The 23,524-nt window shown below is 50.6% G+C and carries 15 protein-coding genes; 14 read left to right on the top strand and 1 reads right to left on the bottom strand.

All coding sequences use genetic code 11. From position 1 onward, the window contains the following. Window positions 1-109: 109 nt before the first annotated feature. From AEST_RS00465 to glmS, 6 genes are all read left to right on the top strand, one after another. Window positions 110-724, top strand: coding sequence for a YceB family lipoprotein (locus AEST_RS00465; RefSeq protein WP_008606259.1), 615 nt, complete (start codon window positions 110-112; stop codon window positions 722-724). An 80-nt stretch (window positions 725-804) separates the two neighbouring features. After that, window positions 805-4,176 carry a sensor histidine kinase gene (locus tag AEST_RS00470; RefSeq protein WP_008606260.1) on the top strand — a complete coding sequence of 1,124 codons (3,372 nt, stop codon included), beginning with the start codon at window positions 805-807 and terminating at the stop codon, window positions 4,174-4,176. Between the two features lie 196 nt (window positions 4,177-4,372). Continuing rightward, window positions 4,373-6,688, top strand: coding sequence for a ligand-binding sensor domain-containing protein (locus tag AEST_RS00475; RefSeq protein ID WP_008606262.1), 2,316 nt, complete (start codon window positions 4,373-4,375; stop codon window positions 6,686-6,688). A gap of 132 nt (window positions 6,689-6,820) precedes the next feature. Beyond that, window positions 6,821-8,167, top strand: a complete 1,347-nt coding sequence (locus AEST_RS16780) for a GAF domain-containing sensor histidine kinase (RefSeq protein WP_169313967.1) — start codon at window positions 6,821-6,823, stop codon at window positions 8,165-8,167. A 51-nt stretch (window positions 8,168-8,218) separates the two neighbouring features. Further along, window positions 8,219-8,986: a DeoR/GlpR family DNA-binding transcription regulator gene (locus AEST_RS00485; protein ID WP_008606265.1), complete on the top strand. Its 768-nt coding sequence runs from the start codon at window positions 8,219-8,221 to the stop codon at window positions 8,984-8,986. Between the two features lie 54 nt (window positions 8,987-9,040). Further along, on the top strand, window positions 9,041-10,870 hold the full coding sequence (gene glmS / locus AEST_RS00490; protein WP_008606266.1) for a glutamine--fructose-6-phosphate transaminase (isomerizing): 1,830 nt from the start codon (window positions 9,041-9,043) through the stop codon (window positions 10,868-10,870). A gap of 203 nt (window positions 10,871-11,073) precedes the next feature. On the opposite strand, the gene AEST_RS00495 is transcribed toward glmS, so the two are convergent. Next, the gene (locus AEST_RS00495) at window positions 11,074-12,513 is read right to left on the bottom strand and encodes an IS1182 family transposase (protein WP_008606268.1); all 1,440 of its coding nucleotides are present in this window, start codon (window positions 12,511-12,513) and stop codon (window positions 11,074-11,076) included. 347 nt (window positions 12,514-12,860) lie between these two features. Here AEST_RS00495 and AEST_RS00500 point away from each other — a divergent pair, with 347 nt between their 5' ends. The 8 genes from AEST_RS00500 to AEST_RS00535 all read left to right on the top strand — a co-directional run bounded on the left by AEST_RS00500 (window position 12,861) and on the right by AEST_RS00535 (window position 23,497). After that, a complete protein-coding gene (locus tag AEST_RS00500; RefSeq protein ID WP_008606269.1) occupies window positions 12,861-13,454 on the top strand; it encodes a restriction endonuclease subunit S in 594 nt (197 codons plus the stop codon). Further along, window positions 13,451-14,293, top strand: coding sequence for a DNA damage-inducible protein D (dinD, locus tag AEST_RS00505; RefSeq protein WP_008606271.1), 843 nt, complete (start codon window positions 13,451-13,453; stop codon window positions 14,291-14,293). The genes AEST_RS00500 and dinD overlap by 4 nt, the downstream gene beginning before the upstream one ends. After that, window positions 14,293-15,837 carry a type I restriction-modification system subunit M gene (locus tag AEST_RS00510; RefSeq protein ID WP_008606273.1) on the top strand — a complete coding sequence of 515 codons (1,545 nt, stop codon included), beginning with the start codon at window positions 14,293-14,295 and terminating at the stop codon, window positions 15,835-15,837. The genes dinD and AEST_RS00510 overlap by 1 nt, the downstream gene beginning before the upstream one ends. Then, window positions 15,827-17,056 carry a restriction endonuclease subunit S gene (locus tag AEST_RS00515; RefSeq protein WP_008606274.1) on the top strand — a complete coding sequence of 410 codons (1,230 nt, stop codon included), beginning with the start codon at window positions 15,827-15,829 and terminating at the stop codon, window positions 17,054-17,056. The genes AEST_RS00510 and AEST_RS00515 overlap by 11 nt, the downstream gene beginning before the upstream one ends. Window positions 17,057-17,067: 11 nt before the next feature. Next, window positions 17,068-17,334, top strand: a complete 267-nt coding sequence (locus tag AEST_RS00520; protein ID WP_156803853.1) for a hypothetical protein — start codon at window positions 17,068-17,070, stop codon at window positions 17,332-17,334. Window positions 17,335-17,527: 193 nt separating this feature from the next. Next, window positions 17,528-19,456 (top strand): ATP-binding protein, encoded by a 1,929-nt coding sequence (locus AEST_RS00525; protein WP_008606278.1) that lies wholly within the window; start codon window positions 17,528-17,530, stop codon window positions 19,454-19,456. Next, entirely contained in the window at window positions 19,449-22,733 is a 3,285-nt protein-coding gene (locus tag AEST_RS00530; RefSeq protein WP_008606279.1) for a type I restriction endonuclease subunit R, read from the top strand. The genes AEST_RS00525 and AEST_RS00530 overlap by 8 nt, the downstream gene beginning before the upstream one ends. A gap of 14 nt (window positions 22,734-22,747) precedes the next feature. After that, on the top strand, window positions 22,748-23,497 hold the full coding sequence (locus AEST_RS00535) for a M48 family metallopeptidase (RefSeq protein WP_008606280.1): 750 nt from the start codon (window positions 22,748-22,750) through the stop codon (window positions 23,495-23,497). Window positions 23,498-23,524: the final 27 nt, after the last annotated feature.

Consider the following 23,524-nt stretch of genomic DNA (forward strand, 5'->3'; position numbering starts at 1 on the left):
AATTTAAGAATACGCGCTTTTTGCTAAAACTCAATTGGCTTTGCATGACAGTTGATCCAGCACAAGCTTGCAGCTTGTTCAGGTTCTGCTAAGGTCAGAGCGGTACCTTATGCAAACTTTAGCAGCAGCCTCACCTGTCGGTGAGCAGAATCCGGAAACTCAGATGCGTAATGTCTTGCTTTTAATCCTCTCGCTGGTATTGGTTGCCTGTAGTCAACTGAATCAGGTCGCGGTGTACTCGGTCTCAGAAGCGCAGCTGGAGCAGGCGCTCCGGCAGCAAATTCCGCAATTAACCCGACAGGCTAATGTGGCCGGTATCCCGTTGAAAATGGCGGTAGAGCGGATGGCGGTGCAGATTGGCCCCGATAACTCTGATGTGGTGCGGATCGATACGGCGGCCAATGCCAGTTTAAATCTGTTTGGTTTAACCTATCCGGCCAGTCTGCAATTACAGGTAGAGGGGGTTCCTTACTATGATGCTGAGCAAAAGGCCGTGTTTGTGCGCTCAGTTAAGCTATTAAACTCAACGGTCGATGCGGCCGGCTACCGCGGCAACTTAACCCCGGTCAGCAATGAGTTATTGCAGCTGGTAAACCAGATGTTGGCGACGCAACCGGTATACCGGCTGGATACCGCTGATCCGGCTATCCGGATGTTAACGGCACTGCCTTTTGATATGGCAGTACAGCGTGGCAAAATCGCCTTTATTCCCAAAAGCCGCTAAATAAAGTGAGCGCTCAGCTTGCACAAAGGGGCGCTTTACACTAATACTTTCGGATAGTTTTTCTTTAACAGATCCGAGTCGTGCAGTTATCGGTTGCTATCCGTTTAGGTCTTATACTTTGTCTGGCTGTGTATAGTGCTGTGGCGCCAGCCAGCGCTGCAGAATCTGCTGAGCAGGATCCTGGTCGGGTATTCAGCCGCTTTATCCAATTGAGCGTGCCGGGGCGTACCCTGCCTGTCCCCACCACCATGACACAAGACCAGCAGGGATTTTTGTGGTTAGGCACCCAACATGGCCTGTACCGTTATGACGGTACCGATGTACTGGAGTTTAAAGCTAATCCGGCCCAAAGCGGTAGTTTGTCAGTCAGTTGGATTTCGGCGCTTGCCGCCGATCCGCAAGGTTGGCTCTGGGTGGGCACCCGCTACGGCGGACTTAACCGTTTTGATCCTGCAACCGAATCCTTTAGCCGGGTAGATTTACCGGCGACAGTAGACTCCTCGTCTGCTGAAATAACTTCCCTGGTGTTTGATCACTCGCAGCAGCTATGGCTGACGACTTACGGCGCCGGTTTGTTTAAGTGGCAGCAAGACCAGCTCCAGGCTGAACCCCTTCCGGCGGCTACCAGCGAGCTGGCTGTTAACTTTATTAATCATCTTTTTATTGATGCCAAGGGTGGGCAATGGCTGGCCATCGGCGAGGCGCCTATCCGCACCTATGGTCAACAGCAGGGTGGCGTCCTGTACCGCCCGGATCTGCAAAGTGCCTGGCGGGAAGTGACTTTTATTAATCAGAGTACGGCTAAAGTATCGGTCAGCCGGGTTAATCAGGGGAATGATGGTCAACTTTGGGCCGCAACCTATGGTCAGGGACTTTATCAGTTTGACCCTGTCAGTGCGACCTTCCGACTGGCAGAACAACCCGTACAGCTGCAGCAGGCGCTGTTGTCTGATCTGCATTTGGAGCCAGACGGCGGCCTCTGGCTCAGTAGCTATAATGCAGACTCCCGCGGTGGGCTCTGGTATCGCGACCCGGCGGGCAACTGGTTACATTACCCCTTTCATGCTGAGTTTAGTGAGGGGCTGGCGCGGGCTGATTTGCTGGGCCTGTTTCAGGATCAGCAGGGCATTTTATGGACCATCAGCCAGGGTGGTTTTCGCGGCTTAAGCCGTTTTGCCCGCACCATCCGGACCTTACCCAATGGCCAACTTAGCAGCGGTCTGTTGGCTGCGCCCAATGTTCTGAGCATTGACGCTGCGGCGGATGACAGTATCTGGCTGGCCAATCGCGAAGGTGGTGTGGCGCATTTTAATCCGGTTACTGCAACCTTACGTCACTGGTTGCTGCCGCAAGGACCCGAGCAACCGACCGTTGTGCAGGCGGTGCATCAGGACAGCGATGGTACTCTCTATGTCGGTACAGATCGTGGGCTTTACCAATTACAGCCTGCAACTGCGGAGTGGCGTAAAATCGGTCTTCAGACCAGTGAAGATCCCTTTGTCAGATTACTATATCGTGATAGCCGGCAGAATCTGTGGATCGGCACCCGTGGTCAGGGGGTATTCCGGCTGAGTCCGTCACGGCAGCAGGTAGAGCATTACCGCCAGGGTGGTCAGCATAGCGCTCAAATCCGGTTCGAAGATGTAAACAACCTGGCTGAAGATTATCTGGGAGCGATCTGGATCGGTTCAACGGATCAGGGAGTTGCCCGTTATCAACCCGACACCGGCCAGGTAGACTATTGGCTGCAACACCCCGGTAGCCAGCACGGTTTGCAGCTCAATGGCATTCAACTGATTTTCGAAGAGCAGCAGCAATTATGGGTTCGTGCAGGCAATATTAATCATCTGGTATTGCGTGACAGCGATGATCCGGGCCGCATTCTTGGTTTCAAACCCTATTTAACAGCCGCGGATGACGATGATGCGTTACGCCAGGCCGCCAGGTTCCGTTTGCTCTACCGCTTACACTGGCTGGACGAACAGCAAACCTATCTTGAACTGAACGAAATGCATGGTATGCAAAGTACCACCTGGATTGGCGCCTGGGAAATTGTCGGGAATACTATTTACCGGGGCGGAGCACGGGGATTTGACTACTTTGATATCAGTAAGCTACCGAAGAAAGTAGCCTTAAATAAAGTTCAACTGACCGCACTTTCCTTATTCAATCAACCCGTGCGTGCCGGCTCCGCCGTGTTACCGCAGGCACTGGCCAGTCTGGATCTGCTGACCCTGACTTACGACCAGGATATGTTTGGGATCCGCTTTGCCTCGCCGGAATATAAACAGCAGCAGCAAATCCAGTATCGTTACCAGCTAAAGAACTTCGACCGGGACTGGATCCAAACCTCAGCGCAAAGCCCGATAGCGACCTATACCCGCCTGCCACCGGGCGATTATCTGTTTCAGGTGGCGGCACGCCTGCCCGGTGGCCAATGGACCGCGGCCACTGAACTGCCGGTGCGGGTATTGCCGCCCTGGTGGTTAACCTGGTGGTTTAAGCTGGGCATGTTATTGCTGTTAGTGCTGACGGTGATGATTGTATTGCGCTGGCGTTTGCAGCGTGAATATCAACTACGCCGGAAATTAGAGTTGCTGGTTGAGAAAAGAACGGCGCAGCTGGCAGAGCAGAATCAGGCGCTGGAGTTGTCGTATCAGCGCTTGCAACAAACACAGCAGCAATTGATTACCCAGGAAAAAATGGCCTCGCTGGGTGGCCTGGTCGCCGGTGTCGCGCATGAAATCAATACCCCTTTAGGGATCTGTGTAACAGCCACCAGTCATCTGCAAACGGAGCAGGCCGAGATCGCGGCCGCCTTTGCTAACCGGACTATGCTGCAAAGCCAGTTTAATCGCTTTATGCAACACCTGACCGAAGGCTTGAAAATTTTACAGGTCAATACTCAGCGTGCCGCCGATCTGGTTAACAGTTTTAAGCAGGTCTCTGTCGACCAGAGTCATGACAGTTATCGCGAGTTTGAGCTTTGTCAGTATCTTAGCGATGTTTTGCTGTCAGTGCGTTCCCGCCTGAAGCAACAACATTGCCAGCTATATTTTGATTGCCCGCAGCCGACTATCATGTTCTCAGATCCCGGCGCCATCGCTCAGGTGCTGACCAATCTGGTACTCAATGCCCTGATCCACGGTCTGGATGGTCATCCGGCACCGCAGATCCGCTTACAGGTTGAGGATACCCCAAGTGAGGTGATGCTTCATTTTAGCGATAATGGCAAAGGGATGGCAGAAGAGGAGCTGAAACAGCTATTTGACCCATTCTTTACCACTAAGCGCCATCAGGGCGGTAGCGGCTTAGGTGCCCATATTGTCTATAATCTGGTTACCGTGCGCTTGCAGGGGACTATTTCGGTGACTAGCCAGCCTGGTCGGGGGGTACATTATTTGTTGCGTCTTCCGAAGCGGGTCACAGCTGAAAAAAATCGGGGAGCCTGAGCTCCCCGTCAATGCAGGACAAATTTCACAACGACCAGAAAAATCCCTCTCTGGGTCTAGACCCTAAGTCAAAATCCGTTGACCCACTCACTATAGCCGAATATTTTTTAAATGCAAACAATTATCATTAGTTTTTGCAAATTGTCTTTTTTGGATTAGCTGTAATACTAAATAATATCCATTCGGGGAAGTCGCTATGCCGTGCTGGTCGCCCGTTAAAGTCCTGCTGCTTTGGCTATTTTGTTTACAGGTAATGTTGCCGCTGGCTGCTAGTCCGCAGGCAGAACCTCATTTTGCCCGGATGCAACATCTGGCTGACACCCTTGCGCTGTCGCATCATGCGACGACAGTGGTGCAGGACCTGGATGGCTTTTTCTGGCTCGGCACCCAGCATGGCCTGTACCGGTTTGACGGCGCCGAGTTACGACAGTTTCGCGCCGATGCGCTGGATCCCGGGTCATTATCTGCAGATTGGATCACCGAATTGTTAGTCGATCGAGCCGGGAACCTGTGGATTGGCACCCGCTACGCCGGGTTAAATCGCTTTGATCCGCAAACTGAGCGGTTTGAACGGGTATCGGTGGCGGGTGAAACAGCCGCCAGCCGGTTAAATATCGCCCGGCTTTATTTAGATGGCACTGGTGAGCTTTGGGTCGCAGCCTACGGCGAAGGGTTGTTTCGCTGGTCTGATAGCCAGCAGCAGCTATTAGCTGTTGCGCTACCGGCAACGATTGACGGTGTTAGCACGGTCTATATCAACGATATTTTGCAGCAGGACGACAGTCTGTGGCTGGCGATAGGCAACGCTCCGTTACGCAGCAAAGCGCAGGCGACAGGCGGTTTGATCCGCTGGTCGCTAAGCCAGCAGCAGGGGGAAGCCTGGCAGCGCCAGAATAGCCCGTTAGATGTGGATTCTGTGACTTCCTTACTGCCGACAGCACAAGGCTTGCTAGTTGGCAGCTATGGTAGTGGTCTGTGGCAGATAACGGCCGCAGGTCCGTTGGCATTGCAGCAGCCAGCAGAGCTGCAGGATGCTCAGATAACGGCGTTAAAACGCGATCAACAGGGGCTTTACTGGATCAGTTCTTATGATCAGGGGCTCTGGAGTTGGCAGCCGGAAACAGCGACCTGGCGGCACTACCGGGCGTACCCCGAGGTACCGGTGAGCTTGCGCAGTAATGCGATCCAAAGCCTGTATCTGGACCCACAGCAAAGCCTGTGGCTGATTACGCCCTCAGGTTTTGTCTTATTCAATCAGATCGCCCGCGAAGTCAGGATCCTGCCTGCGGGTTCTGATCCACAACTGTTGCCGGCGGCTAATGTGCTGGGGATCAGTGTGGTGGCTGACAATGTCTGGTTAGCTAACCGCGAAGCCGGCGTCGTGCGTTTTCATCCTGCCAGTGGCGAGTTGCAGCATTTTCCGTTACCCGAGCTGGAGAACGGTCCGACTCTGGCGCGGGCGATCTTAGCTGACAATGGTTGGGTTTGGGTGGGTACAGATCGAGGGTTGTTTAAACTAAATCCGGAGTCTGGCTACTGGCAACGTTATGAACTTGGGCCCGAACTGGCGGCCGATCTCAGTGTTGGCGTGATAATCAGCGACCGCCAGCAGCGGCTCTGGTTGGGTACCCGTGGTCAGGGCGTATTGCTGCTAAGCCCTGAGCGGCAATTACTGCGTCAATTTGCCCAGGACACCGAGCCAGCCTTGCCGTTTAGCAGTGTCTCAACCCTGTTGTTTGACCAGCAAGACCGCCTCTGGGTTGGCTCGCCCGACAGTGGTTTATGGCGCTGGGATGAACGCAGCGGGCGCACCTCTTACTGGCTGCAGCGTGGGGATAGTCAGCACGGGCTGCTGTTTAACAATATCCAGCTGTTATTTGAAGAGCAGCAGCGTATCTGGATCCGCGCCGGCAATCTGAATCACCGCTGGTTGGATAATGCTGAGCCAGGCAGCGCCGAATTTTTTTCCTATCAGCCGATGCAGGCTGACGATGCGCTGATTGCCGCGCCCTGGTTTCGTCTGATGTACCGCCAGCAGTGGTTGGCTGAGATGCAGAGTATGCTGGAACTGGGCGCCGGCCATGGGATGCAGGAGGCGACCTGGATCGGGGCCTGGACGGTCGCTGACGGTTGGTTGTTTCGGGGCGGCAGTCAGGGGCTGGATATGTTCCGGCCACAGCAATTGCCAGCCAGCCTGGCGCTCCCGCAAGTTCGTTTAACGTCTTTTACGTTGTTTAATCAACAGGTGCCAGTGGGTTCCGCCTTGTTGCCGCAGGCTATTCATCGTCTGTCGTCTCTGACTCTGAAATATAAAGAAGATGTATTTAGCCTGCGTTTTGCCAGCCCGACCTTTTTATTGCCCTCACAACTGGAGTATCGCTATCGCTTGCTGGGGTTTGATCGCGACTGGTTAATAGTCAGTAATCAGGAGCGCCTGGCGACCTATACCCGGTTGCCGCCTGGTGGCTATCAGTTTGAACTGGAGGTAAGGTTGCGTCAGGGCGAATGGTAACCGGGTCCACGACTGGCGATCCGTATTCTGCCGCCCTGGTGGATGACCTGGTGGTTCAGAAGCTTAGTGATGCTGAGCCTGGGGTTTGCAATCTGGCTCTGGTTGCACCTGAAAGTAAAAGCGGAGCGACAGATGCGGCTGAAACTGCAGCAACAGGTGGCAGAGCGCACGCAGGAGTTAAAGGAAAAGCACGATGCTCTGCAGGCCTCGAATCAGGATCTGTTACTGCTGCAACAAATTGGCCGGGAAATTACCGGTTCCCTGCAGTTGGGGCAGGTGTTGTCGCGTTGCCATCAGATGCTGAGCCAACTGATTGATGTGCATGCGATGGTGATTGGCCTGCACCGGCCTCTTACCAATGAAATCGAGTTTGTGTTCTGGCTGGAAGATAGCCAGACTGCCAGCAGCTTTGCCATCGCAGCCAATGATGGTAAGGCGCCGGCGTCATTGTGTTTTTGTCGTGCCGAGGAAATTATTGTTAATCAGCATAGTGATTTTGCAACCTATTTTGATGAGTTACCCCAACCTCTGTGCGGTGAGGCTATGGAGTCGGTGGTTTATCTGCCGCTAATGTTGAATCAAAAGGTTGTGGGCGTATTCTCGGTGCAAAGCCCCAGAGCCTTCGCTTATAGCCTGTCGCAGCTAAATCTGCTGCGTACCCTGTCGAGCTATATTGCGATAGCTGTGGTCAATGCTGATACCTATACCCGCTTGCAGCAAACCCAGCAGCAATTGATGATCCAGGAAAAGATGGCGTCGCTCGGAGCCCTGGTTGCTGGTGTGGCGCATGAAATTAATACCCCACTTGGCATCTGTGCTACCGCTACCAGCCATTTGCAGGCCGAGTATGACGTGATCCAGCAGGCCTTTACCGACAAGAGTTTGCAGCAATCGCAGTTTCAGCGCTTTTTAAGTCATCTCGGTGATGGTTTAAAAATTCTGGCGGTAAATACGGAGCGCTCAGCGGCACTGATCCAAAGCTTTAAAAAAGTCTCGGTCGATCAATCGGCTGATGCACCAAGGCAAATTGAGCTGGCCTCATACCTGCAGGACGTGATGCTATCGCTGCAGCCGCAACTGCGGCCGCTGAACTGTCAGTTTCAGCTTGTTTGTCCGGCTGATATCCACTGGTACACCGATGCGGGTGCTCTGGCACAAATTCTTACCAATCTGGTAATGAACAGTGTGAAACATGCCTTTGCTGAGCAGAGCGCGCCAGCCATCAGCTTGCAGGTGCAACAGCAAGGGCGGCAGCTGTTGTTTGATTATGCGGATAACGGCTGCGGTATGGACGAACAAAATCTGGCGCTGATTTTCGAGCCCTTTTTTACCACTAAAAGAGCTGCCGGCGGCACCGGTTTGGGAGCACATATCGTGTTTAATCTGGTTACGGCGCGCTTTAAGGGGCAAATCCAGGTGCAGAGCACGCCGGGTCAGGGTTTACATTACCGTATTAGTTTACCGCTGGACGCTTGCTAAAATTCTGGCTTCGTTTAAAATATGTTTCGTTTCGAAACTTAAGCGAAAGAAATGAATAAGCGTAATACCCAGCAACGCCGCCATCTGATCGTCGCCCGCCTGCAACAGCAGGGCGAAGTGACTGTTGAGCAGTTAGCCGAGCAATTTCAAACCTCCGAAGTGACGATTCGTAAAGACTTAACGGCATTAGAGGCCGCGGGATTGTTATTGCGCCGCTATGGCGGTGCGGTGCCGGTGCCACAGGATTTTGTCTCAGACAGCAGCCTGGAAAAAGTTTCAGAGCGAAAGTTAGCGATTGCCAAAGCGGCGGCGGCGCTGATTAAAGATCATTACCGGATTATTATCGACAGTGGCCGCACCACGGCAGCTTTGTTACCTGAGCTGGCGCAAAAACGCGGTTTGGTGGTGATGACCAACTCGCTCGCCATTGCCAATGCACTGCGCGAGCTGGAAAACGAACCGACGCTGCTGATGACTGGCGGTACCTGGGATCCGCAATCGGAAGCTTTTCAAGGCCAACTGGCAGAGCAGATGTTACGCAACTATGATTTTGATCAGTTATTTATTGGTGCCGATGGTATCGATCTGGCGCGCGGCACCACTACCTATAACGAGCTGTATAGTTTAAGCCGGGTGATGGCGGAAGTATCACGCGAAGTGATAGTGATGCTGGAGTCCGACAAGTTGGGACGCAAAATCCATAATCTGGAGCTGCCCTGGTCGCTGGTTAAGGTGTTAGTGACCGATACCGGTCTACCCGAAGCCGCCGCCGCAGAAATTACACAACACGGGGTACGGGTGATCCGGGTTCAGGCCTGATTAACCTGACCTCGATAACTTAGAATTTATTTAGTAACTTATTGGAGTATAGCTATGTGTGGTATTGTCGGCGCGGTCGCGCAACGGGATGTGGTAGATATTCTGGTCGAAGGTTTACGCCGGCTGGAGTACCGCGGCTATGACTCAGCCGGTGTGGCAGTGGTGAGCGAAAGCGGTGAGTTACAGCGTTTACGCCGCCTGGGTAAGGTGAAAGAGCTGGCGGATGCGGTTGCCGCGCAGCCGGTTCCCGGCGGTACCGGTATCGCTCATACCCGCTGGGCTACCCATGGTGAACCAAGCGAGCGCAATGCCCACCCGCATGTTTCCAGCAATATTACGGTGGTGCATAACGGTATTATCGAGAACCACGCCGTATTACGCGACGCCTTAAAAGCCAAAGGCTATATCTTCACTTCTGATACTGACACCGAGGTGATTGCCCACCTGGTTGAAGAAGAGCTGAAAAGCCACAGTTCATTACTGACTGCGGTGCAGGCCGCGGTAAAACAATTACACGGTGCTTATGGTACTGTGCTGCTGGATAAAACCGATGCCAGCCGCTTGGTAGTAGCCCGCTCGGGCAGCCCGCTGGTGATTGGTCTGGGTATCGGTGAAAACTTTATCGCCTCGGATCAGCTGGCGCTGTTACCTGTTACCCGCCGCTTTATCTTTTTAGAAGAAGGCGATGTGGCGGAAATCACCCGCCACAGCGTTAGCATTTTTGATAAAAACGGCCAGGCGGTCGAGCGCGAAGTGCATGAGTCTAACGTTAGCTATGACGCCGGCGACAAAGGCCAGTACCGCCACTTTATGCTAAAAGAAATCTACGAACAGCCAAGTGCGATCAATAACACACTGGAAGGCCGGCTGAGCAGCGACAGTGTGCTGGATGAAACCTTTGGCAATGGCGCGGCTGAGCTGTTTAAAAAAGTAAAACATATTCAAATCGTCGCTTGCGGCACCAGCTACCACTCGGGTATGGTTGCCCGCTACTGGCTGGAAGCCCTGGCTGGCGTGTCCTGTAATGTCGAAATTGCTTCTGAGTTCCGCTACCGTAAATCCTTTGTGCAGCCAAACAGCCTGCTGGTCAGCATTTCTCAATCCGGTGAAACCGCTGATACGCTGGCGGCTCTGCGGCTGGCGAAAGAAGCCGGTTATCTGGGTAGCCTGACCATTTGTAACGTCGCCGGCTCGTCGCTGGTGCGTGAATCGGATCTGGCCTTTATGACCCGTGCCGGCGCCGAAATCGGGGTTGCCTCTACCAAAGCCTTTACTACCCAGTTAGTGGGCCTGGCGATGTTAACATTGGCGGTGGGTAAATATAACGGTTTAACGCCGGAGCAACAGCGAGAGCTAACAGCCGCCCTGCGCAGCCTGCCAGCCAAGCTGGAAGAAACACTGACGCTGGCGCCGCAAATTGAAGCTTTGGCAGAAGAGTTTGCTGACAAGCACCATGCGTTATTTCTCGGTCGTGGCGATCAGTATCCTATCGCGATGGAAGGGGCGTTAAAGCTAAAAGAAATTTCCTATATCCACGCTGAAGCCTATGCCGCCGGTGAGTTAAAGCACGGCCCGCTGGCGCTGATCGATGCCGATATGCCAATTATCGTTGTTGCACCCAATAACGATCTGCTGGAGAAGCTGCAGTCGAACGTGGAAGAAGTGCGTGCCCGCGGCGGTATTCTGTATGTGTTCGCCGATGCCGACGCCCGCTTTAAATCAGATGCCACCATGCGTGTTATCAATGTGCCGCATGTGGCTGATATTCTGGCGCCCATCGTCTACACCCTGCCACTGCAGTTACTGAGCTACTATGTGGCCATTATCAAGGGTACCGACGTAGACCAGCCGCGTAATTTGGCGAAGTCAGTTACGGTCGAATAAGCGGGGCTAAAAATGCGAAGGCCATTGTGGGGTGAAAATAAAGTTTCACCCCATAAAATAAAGTTTCATCATTAAAATATAGATTCATCATAAAGGCCACTCATTTGGCGGTTTCAGATTAATGACAAACCCCGGTTTTTTGGCCGGGGTTTGTGTTTTCTGGATTCTGATCTTTTTTGATCTGTGTTTTCTGCTTTCTTTTATTAAATCTGGCAGTATTGAATCTCGGATTTGTTATGCCGCAGAATGCGCTCTGCAAAGGTGTATAGTGCCGATTTCAGGCCATAAAAAAGCGATAAAAAGGCCAGCAAGGCCATTTTCTTGATGTTTTGCGCTACCGCCGCCAGTAAACACTGCATCTGCACTTTCGCCAGACCACGGAACCGTGCATAGCGATGGCCATGATGCTGTTTTGCGTCTGCGAAGCTGCGTTCAACCGTCTCTTTTCGTCGGTTGTAAATCTTCTTACCCCACGACAGCAGCCGCAAACCACTCACATGCTCTTTATCCTCTTCCCAGACATGCCGGGTTATCGTTTTCTTATACTGCTTGTTCTTCGTGCAGTCCTGGCGTAGCGGGCAATCCTGGCACACTTTAGGGTTAGATTGATAATGCCGGTAGCCCTGACGGTCTGTCGTGCTGTAAGTCAGGATTTCACCTTGGGGGCAACGATAGGTATCGGTTGTTTTATCGTAGGTAAATTGCTTCTTCTTAATCGGATTAGCGGTGACATTGGGACGACGGTAGGCAATAACCGGTGCAATTTGTCGCTCTCGGATTAAATGGCAAAGCGGTGCAGTAAAGTAGCCCGCATCCAAACCAACGGCTATCGGACTAAACTTAAAGCGCTCAAGCTGACGGTCTAATCTGGCCAGATAGGGCTGGCTATCATGCACATTCCCCGGCGTCACGAAGGTATCCGTGATGATGCCGTGGCGGCCATCCACGGTGCGATGGTCAAGGTAGAAGAAGCCCTGTGGTTTGCCTTCCCGCGTCATAAAGCCACTGTCAGGGTCGGTTGTGCTGACCTTTTGATTTTTGGTTTCGGGCTCCTTCGAGTCATCTTGCTTCAGTGGCGCTTTGCCATGGGCTAACCGGTCCTCTTCAACCGCCTTGTTGAGCTCAGCGATATACGCCGATGCACTGACCGCCACCTCTTTGTTCACCGCCTTGCGCTTATTGGCATTGGCTTTTAAATGTGTGCTGTCAGTGTAAAGCGTGTGACCACCAATCAGACGCTGCTCATACGCCTGTTCAACTATCCGGTCGAAGATACGCTGAAACACATCCGTGCCGTTAAAACGACGAATACGATTCTGGCTCAGCGTCGAGGCATCAGGCACTTTCTCGGTTAATCCCATCCGCAAAAACCAGCGATAAGCCACATTAACCTGAATTTCCTGTACCAGACGACGCTCACTGGGAATGCCAAACAGATAGCCGAGGATCATCATCTTAAACAAACGGACAGGGTCAATCGGCGGACGGCCATTATCTTTGCAGTAGAGATGTTCGACTTCAGCACGAATGAACTCGAAATCAATGGCGGCATCGACCTTGCGAACCAAATGGTTCTTCGGTACCAGCTCTTCGAGCGTGACCATTTCTAACTGATATTGTTGAGGAGAGGGAGTTTTGAGCATGTTGGTTAGCCTTCAAATCAACTAACCCTATTAGATCAAAGTCCTGGATCGGCGTCCAGGACTTTGTCAGCAGTCTGAAAGGCCACTCATTTGAGTGGCCTTTTCTTTTTTTTATAAGTGCATCAAATTGGCGCCCGCTTTACGAGATAAGAGGAAAATTATCTACCCAGTGGTTAACCCGGCACTCAATGGCTTCGTCAATTTCACCCGAGAACACCGGCAATGCTCCCACGTTAAATTATACCTACATTATTTTTTGCATCAAAAGCGATGAAACAACTTTAGCTTGACATTTAATCAGGATCAACAGATTATTTATGCATCATCGACTATGAACGGAAAAAGGCGTGAAGCTTAAACAGATCGCAACCATCAATGCAGGCTACCCATTTCGAGGAAAAATCCCTGAAGTTCCTGGCGCTGCTATGGTCGCGGTTCAAATGAAGGATGTTTCGCTAACCGAAGGGATTCGCTGGTCAGACTGTTTGGAAACAGAGTTAACCGGCAAACGTGAACCCGACTACCTCACCACAGGTGATATTTTAGTGGCCGCGCGAGGCAGCCATAACTACGCCGTACAGGTGGATCAGGCACTGGCTACCATAGGTAAGCAGGCTGTTGCTGCACCACATTTTTTTGTGATTAGCCTTAAAAAGAAAGACATCCTGCCTGAGTTTTTAGTGTGGTTACTGAATCAGACCCCAACTCAGCGCTATTTTGAGCAAAATGCCGAAGGCACCTTAACAAAAAGCATTCGTCGCAGTGTGCTCGAAGATGTTCCTGTGGTTGTTCCACCGCTGGCAAAGCAGCGAGCAATTATTTCGATGGCGGCTACGCTACGTGACGAACATAAACTGATACAAAAATTAGTGAGCAATGGCGAGCGAATGATGAGTGCTATCGCTAAAGACCTATTCGAAAACAAGGAGGTAATAAAATGACTCAACAACATCATTCCTTTGAAGCCATAAAGCAGCAATCTGCTACTGGACTGGAGTTTTGGTCAGCGAGGGACCTGGCACCTTTACTAGAATATCGTGATTGGCGAAACTTTCAGAAGGTGATTGAAAAATCCAAGCACGCTTGCGAGTTTAGTGGTCAACCAGTGGATGACCATTTCGTTGAAGCCAACAAAATGGTTCAGTTGGGCTCTGGATCTCAACGTGAACTGGATGATATTCATCTTTCCCGCTATGCCTGCTATCTGGTTGTTCAAAATGGTGATCCAACAAAACCTGTGATCGCCGCAGGCCAAACCTACTTTGCCGTGCAGACTCGGCGACAAGAGTTGGCAGATGATCAGGCTTTCCAGCAACTTAAGGAAGAGCAGAAGCGACTCTTTCTGCGCAATGAGCTTAAAGAACATAACAAGCAGCTTGTAGAGGCTGCACAGCAAGCCGGAGTTGAGACAAATCTCGATTTCGCAATCTTCCAAAACCACGGTTACAAAGGCTTATATGGTGGATTAGATCAAAAAGCTATCCATGCTCGAAAAGGACTAAAGAAAAGCCAGAAGATTCTCGACCACATGGGATCGACCGAGCTGGCAGCTAATCTTTTCCGAGCAACCCAGGCAGAAGAAAAACTCCGCCGCGATAATGTCCAAAACAAACAGCAGGCAAACCAAACCCACTATGAAGTCGGGCAGAAGGTTCGCCAAACCATTGCTGAACTGGGCGGCACTATGCCTGAAAACCTGCCCGCACCAGAGAAAAGCATCAAACAACTAGAGTCGGCAGCAAAGAAGTTGAGCGACAATAACGACCAGGACACGAAATAATGAACGACACAGCCATGAGCAGTAACGATAGAATCAATCAAGATAGCATCAACAAGGCGCTATGGAATGCCTGCGATACCTTCCGAGGCACAATCAGCGCCGATACCTATAAAGACTTCATTCTGACTATGTTGTTTCTGAAGTACATCTCCGATGTATGGCAGGATCACTACGATGGTTACAAGGCCGATTACGGCGACGAGCCTGAACTCATCGAAGAGATGATGAAAAACGAGCGCTTTGTACTGCCCAAAGCAGCCAGTTTTTATGCCCTTTACGAACGTCGTCATGAACCCGGCAATGGTGAGCGTATCGACCAGGCGCTTCACGCCATTGAAGAAGCTAACGGCACCAAGCTAAAAGACGCTGGCAAGAGTGTGTTCCAAGACATAAGCTTCAACACCGATAAACTGGGTGAAGAAAAGCAAAAAAACACCATTCTGCGTCACCTGCTGGAAGACTTTGCTAAGCCTGAGCTGAACCTTAAACCAAGCCGCGTCGGTACGCTGGATGTGATCGGTAACGCCTACGAATACTTAATCAAAAACTTTGCTGCCAGCGGTGGCCAGAAGGCCGGTGAATTTTATACCCCGCCAGAAGTCAGTGACCTGATAGCCGAACTGTTAGATCCTCAACCGGGCGACAGTATCTGCGACCCTGCTTGTGGTTCTGCCTCGCTGTTAATGAAATGCGGCAGCAAGGTGCGTAAAAACCATAACAGCAAAAACTACGCGCTGTATGGGCAAGAAGCCATAGGCTCGACCTGGTCGCTGGCCAAAATGAACATGTTCCTACACGGCGAAGACAACCATAAAATTGAATGGGGCGACACTATTCGTAACCCCAAGCTGCTCGATAAAAACGGCGACCTGATGCTGTTTGACATCGTGACCGCCAACCCACCGTTTTCCTTAGATAAATGGGGCCACGACGAAGCCGAGCACGACAAGTTCAGCCGCTTCCGCCGTGGCGTACCGCCAAAAACCAAAGGCGACTATGCCTTTATCCTGCACATGATCGAAACACTGAAGCCCAAAACAGGCCGAATGGGTGTAGTGGTTCCACATGGCGTACTGTTCCGAGGTTCAAGCGAAGGTAAAATTCGCCAGCAACTAATTGACGAAAACCTGCTTGATGCCGTGATTGGCCTGCCGGAGAAGTTGTTTTATGGTACGGGTATTCCGGCGGCAATCCTGCTCTTTAAGAAAAATAAGAACGACGATAACGTCATGTTTATTGACGCCAGCCGCGACTTTAAAGCCGGAAAAAACCAGAACCTGCTGACTGAGGAGAATATCGCCAAGATTGTCGCTACCTACCACGCTGGTAAAAACGTAGACAAATATGCCTATGTCGCAAGCCTCAATGAGATAAAAGAGAACGACTACAACCTGAACATCCCGCGCTATGTTGATACTTTTGAAGAAGAGGAAGAAATCGACCTGATGGCGGTACGAGGTGAGCGTGAACAACTTAAAGCGCAACTGACTGAGCTGGAAACCGAGATGGCCAAGTATCTTGAGGAGCTGGGTTATGGCGCATAACCAGAAAACGACAGTTTTAGACTCATTTGTTGATCCACGCGCCCCAATTTGCTATGGCATCCTGAAGCCGGGAGAGCACGTCTCTGAGGGAATTCCTGTAATTAAGGTTAAGAATATTATCGGCGGTAGGGTTTTGGAGGATGACCTTCTTAAGACATCCTTACAAATCCACAATCAATACAAACGCGCAGAAGTAAATCAAGGCGATTTGCTTTTAACAATACGAGGGACAACCGGACGAGTTGCGATTGTTCCAGCGTCACTTGCTGGAGCTAATATCACTCAGGATACAGCAAGGATTAGAGTGTCTAGCGATGATGATCCAATGTACGTTTTTTACGCCTTGCAATCGCCAAGTGTTCAACAACAAATTGACTTGAACACAGTTGGACAGGCCGTCAAAGGAATCAATATAGCTGAAGTAAGGAAGCTAAAAATCTTTCATCCAGATGCTTCCGAACAAAAGAAAATCGTCCAAATCCTATCCACTTGGGATAAGGCCATCACTACCACCGAACAACTGCTCGCCAATAGCCTACAGCAGAAAAAAGCCCTGATGCAACAACTGCTCACCGGCAAAAAACGCCTCCTGGATAAGAATGGGGTTAGGTTTAGTGGGGAGTGGAAGGTATCTAAGCTTTCAAAGCTATTTGCACGTGTAACGACAAAAAATAATGGTCAAAGCACAAACGTAGTTACCATATCTGGGCAACATGGCTTGATTCGGCAGGAAGACTTTTTCAAAAAAACTGTTGCCTCTGAAACTCTTGATGGCTACTTCCTGTTAAAGCAAGGACAGTTCGCCTACAACAAAAGCTATTCAAATGGCTATCCAATGGGTGCAATCAAACGACTGAATCGCTACCCAGATGGTGTTGTAACAACGCTCTACATTTGTTTTGAACTTTCAGATTCGGGTCGCGCCGATAGCGATTTTTGGGAACACTACTTTGAATCAGGTCTTCTGAACAAGGGTCTGTCTCAAATTGCACACGAAGGTGGTCGTGCTCATGGCTTGCTCAATGTAAAGCCTTCGGATTTCTTTTCGTTGAAGGTGTCCACGCCCAGTTTTGAAGAACAACAAAGAATCGCCGCCGTACTTTCCACTGCCGATCAGGAAATCTCTGCTTTGCAACAAAAGCTCGATGCCTTAAAGCAAGAGAAAAAAGCCCTGATGCAGCAATTGTTGACGGGTAAGCTAAGAGTTTTGGTGAGCTAAGGGGTATGCGCGTGGAGCTAACAAAGGAAGTTGCATATCAAGCGATTGCTGAGTTTTTTACAGACAAACCGTTTGTATTATTTGGCACAGGAACTTCATGTGCACTTGATCTGAATTTTGGGATGCCAGCTCTTGAGCGCCACCTTCGAGCCGAGCTTGCTCATGGAATAACTGAAGCACAAGCACAGCAGTGGCATCAAGTGGTCTCTGCTCTTGATGCCGGTAGTCATGATTTTGAATCTGCAATGGACTTCATCAAAGATGCTTATGACGCCTAAAGACGGTAAGTTGGAGGCTTTTGCACCTGTCGTTGCCAACATACTTCGCAATTGGATAGCTGCTTAAAAGTATCTGCACCTTGGGTATCAAGGGTTGAAGAGAGATAACGAATGTCACAATACACACCCAAATTTCAGGAAGAATACAACTCTAGTGCCCCTAGGGTACCTGATTAGAACACTGGAGCCAGCGATGCTAAATGAATATTCTGCCGAATCCTTACTGGAGCAGTTGCGCCAGTTAGATGAATGCCCGCGCATTGAAGCCAAGCGCGGCAGTGACATTGGCAGCTCGATGATGCAAACGGTGTGTGCTTTTGCCAATGAACCAGGCTTGGGTGGTGGCTATTTGTTATTGGGTGTTAGCGAGCCGGATATACAACACAATCAGTTTTATGTTTCGGGTGTTGGTAATACCGACAAACTGCTTGGTGATTTGCAGGCCAACTGCAGAGAACAGTTTGAGCAAGCATTGCCAATAGAGGCACAAGCAGTGTTACTGGAAGGTAAAACAGTTATTGTGGTATTTGTCCCCGAACTGGACCCTGCAGCAAAGCCTTGTGCGTTTCAAGGTAAATTTGACAGTAAGAACAAACGAAAAACCGGCGTTTGGCGACGCGGCCTGAATGGTGATTACGAATGCACTCAGGCTGAAATTGAACCAATACTAATAGCCAAAACCGGCATGGGCTTTGAGCAAGTTGTGCTCGCGGATGCCGAGTGGGACGATCTGGATCCAACCGCTATTGAGCTATACCGGACTTTGCGCGCCAGAATACGCCCCAATGCTGAAGAATTAGATGCTAGCGATAACGATATGCTACGCGCGCTGAATCTGGTTAAAAAGCGAGGTGAGCACTGGGCACCTAATGTGGCCGGTCTATTACTACTAGGTAAACCTTCATCATTACGCCGTTTGTTACCAGCTATTCGGGTAGATTATGTGCGTATTGCAGGCAGTCAATGGGTTGAAGATCCTGAGCAGCGTTTTGTTACCACGCTCGATCTGCGTGAACCATTACTCCGCCTTATTCCCAAGCTGGAAAATGCTATCGTAGACGACCTCCCTAAACACTTCCGCTTAAAAACTGGCGATTTACAGCGATCTGATGAACCCTTATTGCCTTACAAGGTGATTCGTGAAGCCGTGGTCAATGCAGTAATGCACCGAGATTATTCGGTGCATCAACCTACTATGGTTATTCGTTACAGCAACCGTATTGAAATCCGCAATGCGGGGTATTCATTAAAGCCTGAAGCAATGTTGGGAGAAATGGGTTCCAAATTGCGTAATCCGACTCTTGCAGCAGTTCTGTATGATCTGAACTTTGCCGAAACAAAAGGTTCAGGAATTCGTACCATGCGCCGTTTACTTGAGAATGCAGGACTGACCGCGCCGGTTTTTACCAGCAAGACTCTGGCTAACGAATTTCAGTCAACGTATCTGCTCCATCAGTTGCTTGGTGAGGAGCGGTTACAATGGCTTAAGCAATTTGCTCATTTTCAGCTGTCAGATAACGAAGCTCGGGCTTTAATTTTGGCCAAGGAAACCGGGGCAGTCGATAACGCGGGTCTACGTGCTATTACAGCGTTGGATACACTGGCAGCTAGCCAAGTGCTCAAGCGGCTGCATCATCATTTTCGCTTATTGGAACAAGGAGGTGCCGGTTCAGCCACCTATTACCGTTTGGTCGGACAGAGAGCTATGGAAGGCGAGCTGCCGCTCTTTTCGTCAGCAGCCCCGAATACCGATGACCTGACTTCAATTACAGGTGACCTGATTTCAAATACAAGTGACCTGCATACAGATAAAGGGGAGTTACCTGTCGAATTACAGCAACGATTGGAAGTACTTACCCCAAAGGCTCGCAAAGATAAGGTATGGCCAGTGATTGTATGGCTGTGTGCGTTGCGCCCCTATAAAGCTGAAAAATTAGCCTCATTAATGGCTGGGCGGCAGGTTACCGCCTTAAAAAGCTCACACCTTAATCCGCTTAGAGAACAAGAAGGGCTGATTGGTTATACCCACCCAGAAGTGGTTAACCACCCTGATCAGGCTTATCAGGCCACAAAGGCTGGTCTGCTTTGGCTAAAAAAACAAGGAATTCATATTAATGGCTAAGCACTATGCCCCCAAATTCCAGGAAGAATATAGCGCCAAGTTACCAGCACTAACATTATTAACTAACCTCGGGTGGCTGTTTCTCTCGCCTGAACTCGCGTTAGCCGCCCGTGGTAGTAAAGCCGATGAAGTGGTTTTGCGCCAGGTGCTGCGTGGTGAGCTTCAAAAGCGCACTTTCACCTTTGCCGGTAAAAGCTACCCGCTGTCTGAAAAGGCAATCGACAACCTGATTGCTGAGGTGTGTAGCCCTCCACTTAACGAAGGCCTGTTAACTGCCAATGAGCGCCTCTACAACCACCTGCTGTATGGCATCTCCGTCACTGAGTTTGTGGATGGTAAAAAGGCCAGCCCTACGGTTGCACTAATTGATTGGCAAAACCCAACCAATAACAGCTTTGTATTTACCGAAGAGTTTACCGTTTCCCGCTCTGGCGGCGTTGAAAGTCGCAGGCCGGATATCGTGTGCTTTGTAAACGGTATTCCTCTGGTAGTGATTGAGGCGAAACGGCCAGATGGCAATACCAAAAAAGGCCCTACCATTGACGAAGGCATTTCGCAAAGCTTACGTAACCAGCGCCATGATGAAATTCCGTTACTGTTCGCTTACAGCCAGTTGCTGCTTGCCATAAATGGCAACGAGGGCCGTTATGCTACTTGCGGCACACCCGCTAAGTTCTGGGCCGCCTGGCGTGAAGAAGACATCTCCGATGCTGAGATGTACGCCATCAAAAACAAAACGCTTAAAGATAAACAGCTGGCTGGCTTATTCAGCCACCGCCCGGCAAAAGACCTGGATTGGTATCAGAACCTGACCGCTGCTGGGGAGCTTGCTGTGACGGGTCAAGACCAATTACTGATCAGCTTATTAAGCCCTGCCCGGTTGTTGGAGATGACTCGCTACTTCACCTTGTTCGATAAGAAGGCTGGCAAAATCGTCGCCCGTTATCAGCAGGTATTTGGTATTAAGCGCCTGATTGAACGCATCAATACCCGAAGTCGCACCGGAGGTCGTGAAGGTGGTGTGATCTGGCATACCACGGGGTCGGGTAAGTCATTCACTATGGTGTTTTTAAGTAAGGCGCTGATCCTGCACGAAAGCCTGAAGCAATGCCGTATTGTAGTGGTGACTGACCGGGTAGACCTGGAAACCCAGCTCAGTAAAACCTTCGCTTCTGGCAGCGAGCTGGCCGGAAAAAAAGATAAAGAAGCAGCCATGGCTACCTCTGGTAAACGCCTGGCTGAACAGCTTGGCAACGGCACTGAGCGGATTATCTTCTCGCTCATCCAGAAGTTTAATACCGCTACCAAAATGCCAGAGTGTGTAAACAACAGCTCTGACATTATTGTGCTGATTGATGAAGGCCATCGCAGCCAGGGTGGTGAAAACCACATTCGTATGAAGCAGGCGCTGCCTAACGCTGCCTTTGTCGCCTTCACCGGTACACCACTGTTAAAAGACGACAAGACCACCAATAAGTTTGGCCCCATTGTGCATGCTTACACCATGCAACGCGCGGTGGAAGACCAGACTGTTACACCTCTGCTGTATGAAGAGCGCATTCCCGACCTGGATGTGAATGAACGCGCCATCGACAGTTGGTTTGAGCGTATTACCGAAGGGCTTTCAGAGGAGCAAAAGGCCGACCTAAAGCGCAAGTTTGCCAAAAAAGGCCAAGTATACGGTGCAGATGATCGCATTCGTTTGATTGCCTTGGATATTGCCAACCATTTCGTAAAGAACATCGACGAAGGTTTGAAAGGTCAGTTAGCCTGCGACAGTAAGGCGTCTGCGATCAAGTACAAAAAGTATCTGGACGAAGCTGGCTTGTTTGAATCTGCCGTGGTGATGAGCCCGCCCGATAGCCGTGAAGGTAATACGGCTGTCGATGAGGCCACCACACCGGAAGTGACCCAGTGGTGGAAGGACAATATTGGCAGCCAGGATGAACAGGGTTACACCAAACACCTGATTGAACGCTTCGACAAAGATGATTCACTGAAGATACTCATCGTGGTTGATAAGCTGCTCACCGGCTTTGATGAGCCGAAAAACGCTGTGCTCTATATCGACAAGCCCCTGAAAGAGCACAACCTGATCCAGGCGATTGCACGGGTAAACCGGCTACACCCGAAGAAGAAATTTGGTCTGCTCATCGACTATCGCGGCATTCTTGCGGAACTGGATACCACTATTCAGAAATACCAGGATCTTGCTTCCCGCACTCAGGGAGGTTACGACATCAATGATATTGCCGGCCTCTACAACCAGATGAGTACCGAGTACAAGCGCCTGCCACAGCTCTATAAGCAGCTATGGGCCATATTCGATGGCGTTAAAAACAAGAACGACATTGAGCAATTGCGTCAGGTGCTGGTTCCAAAGATTGAAGAGCGTGGCGGCGAGCTGGTTGACGTGCATCTAAAGGTGCGTGAAGACTTCTACGAAGCCCTAACAGCCTTCGCCAGTTGCTTGAAGGTAGCGTTACAATCCGCCACCTTCTTTGAAGACAAGAGCTTTAGCGACCAGGATCGTCGACACTACAAAGAAACCGTGAAGCAATTCTCCAGCCTGCGCCAACTTGTGCAGCAAGATGCGGGCGAGAGAATTGATTACGACGAATACGCCGAACAAGTGAAAAAGCTGCTGGATAAGCATGTGGTGGGTGTCGAGGTTAAAGAGCCTGGTGGCGTGTATGAAGTGGGTAAGATGGGGCAAAAGCAACAGCCGGAAGACTGGAGCGAAGATAAAACCCGTAACGAAACCGACATCATCAAAACCCGCGTAACCCGCATGATTGAGCAAGAGCTGCGAGATGATCCCTATGCTCAAGAAGCGTTTTCCAAGCTGCTGCGCCAAGCCATTGAAGAGGCCGAAAAGCTATTCGACCACCCACTGAAACAGTACATGCTGTTCCGTGAATTTGAAGAGCAAGTTCAAGACAGGCGCTTAAACGACATACCTGATGCCTTTGCTGGGAATCGCCATGCTCAGGCTTACTTTGGCGTCTTCAAGAAAGTTCTTCCTGAAGCTTTGGCTGTGTTGGACCAGCAAGTTCAGGATAAGTGGGTCAAAGTTGCCTTTGAAATTGACCAGGCGGTAGAAACCTCAGTTGCAGAGAACTCCATCAACCCACAAAACATTGAAGCCGATATTCGTAAAAAGCTACTGCCGCGCATGTTCCAGGAATGCAAAGCCATTGGTGGCGGAATGGATCAGGCCAAGAAGATTGTTGAGATGATTATTCAGATCACTCGGGTCGGGTTGAACGGTGCTTGAACGGATATAACCAGATGAATGTGCCGATTAAACCTCAAAGTCAGACCATGATCTTCCGCTACGGTGACGAGCAGATTACGTTTGAGCGAGTTAAGCGCCCGCAAGCCACTGGCAAGGTATTAATTAAGGTTCATCCCGATTGTCGGGTAATAGTATCGGCTCCTGAGGGGGCTGAAAGCGAAGCCGTGTTATCAGCTGTTAAAAAGCGTGGCCGCTGGATCTACGAGCAGCTTCGGGATTTCCGTAAACAGCTTGAATTCACTACCCCTCGGCAATACATCAGTGGTGAGAGCCATTACTACCTGGGAAAACAGTACCTGCTGAAAGTGATTGAAGCGCCTGAGCAGGTTCAAGGTGTGAAACTACTACGCGGTAAGTTAGACGTTTCGGTAAAAACAAAGTCCGCTGAAAAGGTTAAAGAGCTACTAACAGACTGGTACAAAGCGCGGGCCAAGGAAACCTTCGCCAAGCGTCTCGATGCCATGCTTGAGCAAGCCCTTTGGGTCGAAGAACGACCAGTACTGCGCATACTGACCATGCAAACCCAATGGGGCAGCTGTTCACCCAATGGCCGAATCACCCTGAACCCTCACCTTGTTAAAGCGCCTCGTGAGTGTATTGACTACGTGATTTTGCATGAGCTTTGCCACATCGCCGAACATAACCACAGCGAGCGGTTCTATCGGCTAATGAGCCAGGTAATGCCAAAGTGGGAAAAGACGAAAGAGCGGCTGGATGGGATGGCTTTTGTTATCGCCAATTGATTACTGAATTCATAGGAGCAAACATAT

Source organism: Alishewanella aestuarii B11, assembly GCF_000280055.1.
GTDB lineage: Bacteria > Pseudomonadota > Gammaproteobacteria > Enterobacterales > Alteromonadaceae > Alishewanella > Alishewanella aestuarii.